This window comes from Lysobacter sp. yr284 (genome assembly GCF_900107375.1).
Lineage (GTDB): Bacteria > Pseudomonadota > Gammaproteobacteria > Xanthomonadales > Xanthomonadaceae > Lysobacter.
The window spans coordinates 24,010-30,707 of sequence record NZ_FNPT01000029.1; the positions used below are offsets into that span (position 1 = coordinate 24,010).

Below are 6,698 nucleotides of genomic sequence, written 5' to 3' on the forward strand. Positions count from 1 at the left end.
CGTGCGGTTTCGGATCAGAAGGCGAGCTGGGCGCGGGTGAAGAACGCCTTCTCGTCCTCGCGGTCGCGGCCGTTGGCGGCGCCGCCGTCGAATTGGGTTTGAGTGTAGTTGGCGACCAGTTTCAGATTGGCGGTGAGGTACCAGTTCACGCCCAGCCCCCACGAGCGCGCGGCGGCGGCGACGGCGTTGGGATCGGCGAAGCGCGGGAACGCGGCGTCGTCGATCTCCAGGCGGCCGTAGCGCGCGACCAGTTCGAACGCGCCCCAGCCTGCACTACCCACGGTAAAAGCTTGGTTAGGCCGGGCCACGCCGCGGTAGCCGGCGTCCTCGCCGGTGAGCACCCAGCCGGCGGTGAGCTGCCATGCGCGGTGGTCGAGTTCCTCGCGCGCCGCGCCGACCCGTACCTCCTGGCTCGAACTGACGTATTCGCCGAGCAGGCCGAAGGCGTTGCGGTAGAAGTACAACTGCGGCGACCAGCGCTTGGTGGCGCCGTCGGCGAGCACGGTGCTGCGGTAGTTGAAGAACTGCGACTGGCCCGGCGTGCGGTAGCGCGGCAGGAAGTTGTTGCCGCTGCCGGCGCGGTCGCCGGCGCTGGCGCCCAAGCCGAAGCCCAGGCCCTGCAGCGCGCCGCCAGCGTTCTTCCACGGTTCCAGGAAGATCCGTCCGGCGTATTCGAATTCGTTGTCGGGGTTGGCGGTGGGGCTGTCGCGGCCGTCGACCGCGCCGTTGAACACGCCCAGCGCGTAGGACACGGTCGCGCCGGCGAACTCGCCCTGCAACTGCAGGCCCAGATCGCGGTTGGGAGTCAGTTCGGAGGCCAGGCCCAGCTCGATCAGGCCGGTCGAGCCGCTGGACTGCAACCTCTCCAGGCCGACCGGGCTCTTGAACTTGCCGATGCGCAGGGTCGCGCGCGGATCGAACTTGAGGTCGAGGTAAGCGTCGTTGATGGTGGCGCTGTCGCCGGCGAACTCGGGCAGGATCCGGAACCCGATCAGCGGGCCCCAGCTGCCTTCGATGCTCGGCTGGATCCGCCGCCACAGGAAGGTGTCGTTCTGCGGCGTTTGCGAGTCGCCGATGAAGAAACGGCCGTCGGCCTGCAGCAACGCCTTGAACTTCACTTCCACATCGCCCGGCGGCGGCGACTTGATCGACAGGCCTTTGCTCGGGCTCAGCGCCACCGTCGGCGTGCTGGCGGCCTTGGCCGCGCCTTCCTCGGCCTGCAGTTCGAGCTTGCGTTCGATGATGCGCAGGCGCTGGTCCAGATCGGCCAGGCCTTCGCCGCCCTGGTTGCCGGCGGCGGCCGGCGCGGCGGTGCCCAGGCGTTGCTCGATCGCCTTGAGGCGTTGCGCCAGTTGCTCGACCGTGAGTTCGGCCGCGTGCGCCGGCAGGCCGGCGGCGCAGGCGAGCGCGGCCCACAGCGGCGCGGCGGTCAGACGCGCGAACGGCCGCGGTCGGCGGCGTACCTGGATTGGCATCGGTGTGCTCCTTTCATCGCAAACGGTGGAAGGGCCCGGTGGCGCGGACCACGGAACTGGCAGAAAAAACAACAACGGTGTCCCCGGCAGAAACCGCAGCCGCCGCCAAGGCGCCCCCGCGATCTCCCCGACAACCAAATTCTTCGAGCGCCCGCGCCCACCGCCCCCGGCAGCCGCGTCCCCCGCGCAACGACGACGCCCCTCAGCCCCAGGACTCCGCCGCCACCGTCACCGCCACCCGCTCGCTGCGGGTGATCTCGACGATCCGCGCGTCCTGCACCACCACCTCGATGCGTCCCGTCGAAAGCCCGCGCAGCGCCTGCAACAGTACGAACTCGCTGTCGCTGAGGTTGACGATGTTGATTTCCGGCTCCGGCGCGCGCCCGGCGTCGTAGCGCACGGTCGAGACCTGTGCGCCGGCGCGCTTGCCGGCGGAGCCGCGCGCCCGGCTCACCGGCCGTCCCCGAGTCCGGCGGACAGGAAGGTGGCGTCGAGCAGCGCCGGGTCGATCGCCGCCGCGCCGAAGTCGGGCGTCAGCGCCAGTTCGCGCAGGCTGCGCCGGTCGAGCACGTGCGAGAGCGCGTCGCGCGCCTCGCGCATCAGCGCGCGCAGGCTGCAGGCGTCGGGGTCGGCGCAGTCGGCGCAGGGTTGGTAGGCGCTGACGCTGGCGCAGCGCACCGGCGCCAGCGGGCCGTCGATGGCGCGAATCACGTCGCCGACCATGATCTGGTCGGACGGCCGCGCCAGGGTGTGGCCGCCCTTCTGCCCGCGCCGGCTGTGGATGAAGCCGGCCTCGCGCAGGTCGACCAGGATCGATTCGAGGAACTTGCCCGGCGCGCCGCTGTGCTCGGCGATCGCCTTGGCCTGCAGGCGGCCGTGGCGCACCGCCGGCGCGGCCCGGCCGCTCTCGGCGCGCGCCAGCGCGCACATCGCGCGCAGGGCGTACTTGGCCTTCATCGTCAGCATTTCCCAGTCACCATGTAGGAAATGTGGCGCGGCCGGCGGGGCGGGGGAAAAGGTATTGGGTGATGGGGATATGACCGGTGGGAATGTGGCTGGGGAAGCAGGGCGCAGGCATGGGGGGCGGGATGGGGCCCGCTGGGGAGCGGGGATCGGGATGAGGCGCCCGAGGCTGGGTCGCAGCGGCGCCTGAGCCGGTAGGATGGCCGCGATGCGCCTGTCCACGCCCTTGCCCCCGCTCGCCCGTACCTGCCTGACGGTGCTGGGCTTGCTCGCCGCCGCCTGCTGGCTGGGGCCGTGGCTCGGCCGCTACGGGCCGGTGCTGCCGGACTGGGAAGCGCTGTCGGCCGCGCCGGGCACCGCCGGGCACTGGTTCGGCACCGACGCCATCGGCCGCGACGTGTTCGCCCGCACCCTGGCCGGCGGCCGGCTGTCGCTGGGCATCGGCCTGCTCGCCAGCGTGGTCGCGCTGGTCATCGGGCTGGGCTACGGCGCGGTCGCCGGGCTGGCCGGCGGCTGGGTCGAGCGCTGGATGCTGCGCGTGCTCGATGTGTTCTCGGCGCTGCCGTTCCTGCTGGTGGTGATCCTGCTGCTGACCCTGTTCGACCGTTCGCTGTGGCTGCTGCTGGCGGCGATCGGCGGCTATGTCTGGATCGACCTGGCCCGGGTCATGCGCGCGGAGGCCGCGCGCCTGCGCGAGGCAGCGTTCGTGCTGGCCGCGCAGGCCGCCGGCGCCAGCTTCGGCCAGCGCCTGCGCTGGCACGTGCTGCCCAACCTGCTGCCGCTGGCGCTGGTCTACCTGGGCCTGATCCTGCCGCAGGCGATCCTGGTGGAAAGCTTCCTCGGTTTCCTCGGCCTGTCGATCGACGAGCCGTCCTCGAGCTGGGGCGGCCTGCTCGCCGAGGGCGTGCAGGAGCTGGACAGCGCGCCGTGGACCTTGTTGTTCCCGGCCGGCTTCCTGGTCGCGACCCTGGCCGCGTTCCAGTTCCTCGGCGACGGCCTGCGCGACTGGCTCGACGTGCGCGGCCAGGCGCAGACGCGCGGCGACGCGCCTGCGGCCGAGGCCGCGGCGGCATGAGCGCACTGCTGGAACTGCGCGAACTGCGCGTGTCGGTGCCCGGACGCGAACTGCTCGGCCCGCTCGACCTGGACCTGTGCGCCGGGCAATGCCTGGGCGTGGTCGGCGAAAGCGGCAGCGGCAAGAGCCTGGCCGCGTTGTCGCTGCTGGGCCTGCTGCCGCCGCCGCTGCGCGCGCAGGGCCGGTTGCGGGTGGACGGCGCGGACCTCGCGCTGGATTCGCCCGCGCACGCGCGCCTGCGCGGCCGCACCTTGGCCTGGGTGCCGCAGGACCCGCTGGCGTCGTTGCATCCGCTGCGCCGGGTCGGCGCGCAACTGGTCGAAACCCTGCGCGCGGTGCGCGGCTTGCCGGCGGACGAAGCGCAGCGGCAGGCGCGATCGCTGCTCGAACGCGTGCAACTGCCCGAGCCGGCCGCGGCGCTGGCGCGCTATCCGCACCAGTTCTCCGGCGGCCAGCGCCAGCGCATCGCCATCGCCCTGGCGCTGGCGACCCAGCCGCGCGCGTTGATCGCCGACGAGCCGACCTCGGCGCTGGACGCGCGCATCGCCCGCGACATCCTCGACCTGCTCGACCGCCTGCGCCGCGAGGACGGACTCGCCTTGCTGCTGATCAGCCACGACCTGCCGCTGGTCGGCGCCTACGCGCAACAACTGTTGGTGCTGCAACGTGGCGCGGTGGTCGAACGCGGCGCCGCCGCGCAGGTGTTCGCCGCGCCCGCGCAGGCCTACACCCGCGAGTTGATCGCCGCCGACCGGATCGCGCCGCTGCCCGCGCCCGCCGCCGACGACGACGCGCCGGTGCTGCTGCGCGGCGACGGGCTGCGCATGCGCTACCCGCGCGCGCCGCGCGCCGCGCTGGACGGGGTCGACATCGAATTGCGCCGCGGCGAAGGCCTGGCCCTGGTCGGCGAGAGCGGCAGCGGCAAGAGCACGCTCGGCCGCGCATTGCTGCGGCTGTTGCGCGGCGCGCAGGGGCGGGTGGTGTTCGACGGGGTCGACCTGGCGACGCTCGACGCCGCCGCCCTGCGCCGCCTGCGCGCGCGCACCGGGGTGGTGTTCCAGGACCCGTACGCCTCGCTGGACCCGCGGCTCAGCGTCGCCGAGATCGTGGCCGAGCCGCTGCGCATCCACGGCCACGGCGATGCCGGCGCGCGTCGCGCCCGCGCCGCCGAACTGCTGCGCGCGGTCGGCCTGAACGAGTCCATGCTCGAACGCTATCCGCACCAATTCTCCGGCGGCCAGCGCCAGCGCATCGCCATCGCCCGCGCGCTGGCGACGCGGCCGCAGCTGTTGGTTTGCGACGAAGCGGTGTCGGCGCTGGACGCGCACCATCGCGCGGCGGTGCTGCAGTTGCTGGCGCGGCTCAAGCGCGAGCACGGGCTGGCGCTGCTGTTCGTCACCCACGACCTGGCGGCCGCGGCGGCGGTGGCCGAGCGCATCGCGGTGCTGGAGGCGGGGCGGATCGTCGAGTCCGGGACGACGGCGCAGGTGCTGGCCGCGCCCGCGCATGCGCACACTCAGGCGCTGCTGGCGGCGCGCGCGACGTTGTAAGGCCGCCGCGCTCGGACGCGATTTCGATGCCGGCGCGACGACTGCGCGGGCGCAGTCGCGGCCGTTCCTGCGGGGCGCGGCGCGGGTTGGCGCTGCCGCCGGTTACACCAGCCCGCCGCCGAGGCTCAACCGGGCGATGCCGACGACGATGACGATGCCGTTGAGGATCAGGCCGGCCTTGGCTCGCCCGTTCTTGCCGGCGCCGCTGAACAGCACGCCGATCGCGGCGATGATCGCGCCGACCGCGGCGAACGGGATCAGGAACCAGTTGCCCCAGCCCAGCAGCGGAATCAACGCCAGGATCATCCACAGCAGCGCCACCACGCCCCAGATCAGGCTGATCACTCCCATCGTCGTCGCGCTCCTCGCCGCGAGGCCGGGTCGGCCACTACACAGAACTTAATGGCTGAATGCGGCGATTCAAGTGCCGACCGTCGCAGTGTCGTGTGCCAGGAGGCGGCCGGCGATGAAAGGTTCAGCCTGTCGGCGCAGTCCGCATTGCGATTGGCGCAAAGCGCGCGTCGTGGCCGCGCTTGGTTTTCGCCGCGGCCGCAGGCCGCCGCTGCGCCGGCGCAGCGCGCGCGCCGGCGCACGCATCGCGGTCCCGGGCGATACGCGCCGAACCGCGAACGGCAGGCGACCGCATAGCTTGCACCTGCTGCATTGCAACAGCATGACCGCGAGCGTGCCGGAACTGTCGGTGTCGGTGAAGTAATTCGTACGCGTTTGGCCGTATAAAAGTGCATCAATTCGCTTTATGGTTGGCAAGGCCGGTGCCGGGGAGGGCGCGGTCTTACGATCGAGCAGCACGCACGCCACGACGGTTCCGAATCGGTTCTTGTCAGTCTTAGGGGAAACAAGGAATGAATCGCAGCACCTTATTGGCGCTGGCCATCGCCAGCGTCATCGCTATGAACGTGGCCGTGCCGGGGCAGGCGATCGCAGGCAACAACTGCGACCTCAACGACGGCGTGGCGGGCAACGAGAACAGCGGCGGCAGCACCGCCGCCGGCGTCGATGCGGTCGCATGCGGCCGCGACAATCGCGCCAACGCCGAAGGCGGCGTCGCGCTCGGCCGCAACAACATCGTCGACGGCGTCGGTGCGCAGGCGGTCGGCAACGGCAATCTCGCCGGCGGCGCCAGCGCCACGGCGGTGGGCGCCGACAACGCCGCCACGGGCGAGGAAAGCGTGGCGCTGGGGCGCGGCAATCAGGCCGCGGCCGCCAACGCCAGCGCGGTGGGCTACATCAACAGCGCCAACGCGCAGGACAGCAGCGCGCTGGGCAATTTCAACTTCGCTGACGGCGCGGGTTCGAATGCGGTCGGGCGCGGCAACCGCGCACGCACGGATCGCTCCAATGCGTTCGGCGGCGACAACGACGTCAGCGGCGTGGATGCGACCGCGGTCGGCAACAACAACCTCGCCAGCGGCGCGCGCAGCCTGGCCGCGGGCTTCGGCGCGCAGGCCGGGGCCGACGACGCGGTGGCGGTCGGCGTGGGCAGCACCGCCGGCGGCGTCAACAGCAGCGCCTTCGGCGGCGGCGCGCAGGCGCTCGGCGCGAACGCGACGGCGGTCGGTACCTCGAGCGTGGCCGGCGGCGACGACGCCACGGCGGTCGGCCTGGGCAATCAGG

General features: G+C 72.5%; 7 protein-coding genes and 1 pseudogene. 4 read left to right on the plus strand and 4 right to left on the minus strand.

Translation table 11 applies throughout. The features are described 5' to 3' along the window. Window positions 1–14: 14 nt before the first annotated feature. The 3 genes from BLV01_RS23565 to BLV01_RS23575 all read right to left on the minus strand — a co-directional run bounded on the left by BLV01_RS23565 (window position 15) and on the right by BLV01_RS23575 (window position 2,441). Window positions 15–1,475: an OprO/OprP family phosphate-selective porin gene (locus BLV01_RS23565; protein ID WP_091805984.1), complete on the minus strand. Its 1,461-nt coding sequence runs from the start codon at window positions 1,473–1,475 to the stop codon at window positions 15–17. A 202-nt stretch (window positions 1,476–1,677) separates the two neighbouring features. Further along, complete coding sequence (locus BLV01_RS26500; protein WP_175486227.1) at window positions 1,678–1,929, minus strand: DUF2292 domain-containing protein; 252 nt, start codon at window positions 1,927–1,929, stop codon at window positions 1,678–1,680. Further along, the gene (locus BLV01_RS23575) at window positions 1,926–2,441 is read right to left on the minus strand and encodes an RrF2 family transcriptional regulator (RefSeq protein ID WP_091805988.1); all 516 of its coding nucleotides are present in this window, start codon (window positions 2,439–2,441) and stop codon (window positions 1,926–1,928) included. Before BLV01_RS23575 ends, BLV01_RS26500 begins: the two co-directional genes overlap by 4 nt. 205 nt (window positions 2,442–2,646) lie before the next feature. Between BLV01_RS23575 and BLV01_RS23580 the strand changes: the two genes are divergently transcribed. Then, a complete protein-coding gene (locus BLV01_RS23580; protein WP_175486228.1) occupies window positions 2,647–3,513 on the plus strand; it encodes an ABC transporter permease in 867 nt (288 codons plus the stop codon). After that, complete coding sequence (locus tag BLV01_RS23585) at window positions 3,510–5,063, plus strand: dipeptide ABC transporter ATP-binding protein (RefSeq protein ID WP_091805994.1); 1,554 nt, start codon at window positions 3,510–3,512, stop codon at window positions 5,061–5,063. The genes BLV01_RS23580 and BLV01_RS23585 overlap by 4 nt, the downstream gene beginning before the upstream one ends. A 102-nt stretch (window positions 5,064–5,165) precedes the next feature. On the opposite strand, the gene BLV01_RS23590 is transcribed toward BLV01_RS23585, so the two are convergent. Continuing rightward, window positions 5,166–5,414 carry a hypothetical protein gene (locus BLV01_RS23590; RefSeq protein WP_091805997.1) on the minus strand — a complete coding sequence of 83 codons (249 nt, stop codon included), beginning with the start codon at window positions 5,412–5,414 and terminating at the stop codon, window positions 5,166–5,168. A 115-nt stretch (window positions 5,415–5,529) separates the two neighbouring features. Between BLV01_RS23590 and BLV01_RS25945 the strand changes: the two genes are divergently transcribed. Continuing rightward, window positions 5,530–5,778, plus strand: a complete 249-nt coding sequence (locus tag BLV01_RS25945) for a hypothetical protein (protein ID WP_139179128.1) — start codon at window positions 5,530–5,532, stop codon at window positions 5,776–5,778. A gap of 148 nt (window positions 5,779–5,926) precedes the next feature. After that, window positions 5,927–6,698, plus strand: a pseudogene (locus BLV01_RS26505) (hypothetical protein); the annotation flags it as partial.